Annotated in this window: 1 protein-coding gene; it reads left to right on the top strand. The window is 66.3% G+C overall.

All coding sequences use genetic code 11. The features are described 5' to 3' along the window. The coding region (locus tag F6S12_RS33110; protein ID WP_315870034.1) for a M10 family metallopeptidase C-terminal domain-containing protein at nt 1-301 on the top strand (301 nt) is incomplete at its 5' end. Between the last annotated feature and the right edge of the window lie 88 nt (nt 302-389).

Genomic DNA, 389 nt, shown 5'->3' with positions numbered 1-389 from the left:
GGGGGCTGATACCTTCGTCTACGGCGCGGCCGCGGATTCGACCTTCGACGCCCCGGACTGGATCATGGATTTCGTCAGCGGCGAGGACAAGATCGACCTCACCGGGATCCCGCAATTCGCCTCCGGTGGCGCCACCCTGAACTTCGTCAGCGGCTTCACCGGGCATGCCGGCGACGCGATCCTCACCTACTACGCCGAAACCAACCAGACCAGCCTGATGATCGACCTGACCGGTCATGGCGCGGTGGACTTCGCCGTGGGTACCGTGGGCCAGGCGGCGGTCACCGACATCATCGCCTGATCGACCCTGGGTAACGGGAGCGGCGCCTCAAGGTGCCGCTCTTTGGCGAATTTCAGTCACCGCCCCCGCCGCCACAACCTCCGCCCCC

It is taken from the genome of Pseudomonas sp. JV245A (assembly GCF_032424515.1).
Classification (GTDB): Bacteria; Pseudomonadota; Gammaproteobacteria; order Pseudomonadales; family Pseudomonadaceae; genus Aquipseudomonas; species Aquipseudomonas protegens.
The sequence above is the reverse complement of the archived record's forward strand: the minus strand, read 5'-3'. Positions and strand labels throughout refer to the sequence as shown.